At 33.4% G+C, this 599-nt stretch carries 1 protein-coding gene; it reads right to left on the bottom strand.

What is annotated here, in order from left to right:
• A partial coding sequence (locus SLH52_RS23315) for a CAP domain-containing protein (protein WP_320211566.1) occupies positions 1-554 on the bottom strand: 554 nt, incomplete at its 3' end.
• Between the last annotated feature and the right edge of the window lie 45 nt (positions 555-599).

Here is a 599-nt window from a genome sequence, read left to right as displayed (position 1 = left end):
CTATTATGGTCAAAATATTTGTTAGACTGCATATCAGCAGATTTAGTACGTGCTACTTTACTTAATTCCTCATCAATCTTTAACGCAGATAATCCATTTTTTGCACGCTCAGCATTCGTTAAGTCAACAACTTCTTGTTCAAACTTGCTTAAAGCACTTGACTGTTCAGTAGCTGGCTCTTTAACTTCAGTTTGTGGAGCTGGTTTAGAAGTATTTTGCTCAACTGGTTTCGGTTTAGATACTTCTTGTTCAGGCACAGCTACATTGCCGTTATTTAAAAGTTTTTTTGCTTCAGTTAAATCAATATTATATTTTTCAGCAATTTGGTTAAGCATATCTTCTATATTTACATTGCCCTCTGTCATTTGCGTAATTACTTTTTGTAGGTTTGGAGTCAATTGACCTTCATTAAATTGGATTTCTTGTGGAGTTGGACAATCTATTTTAAAATTAGAAGTATTAGTATTAGGGTTATTAGCTGCAGAACTCATTCCAGGTGAAGAGATTAATAACGTTACAGCCGCTGCAGTTGATAATAAGAATGTTTTTTTCATATTGTTATTCCTCCTCGTTGTTTATCTTACATATCCACTATAACA

Origin of the sequence: Cytobacillus sp. IB215665 (assembly GCF_033963835.1) — a bacterium.
Taxonomy (GTDB): domain Bacteria; phylum Bacillota; class Bacilli; order Bacillales; family SM2101; genus Nanhaiella.
This window is presented reverse-complemented; position numbering and strand designations above follow the sequence as displayed.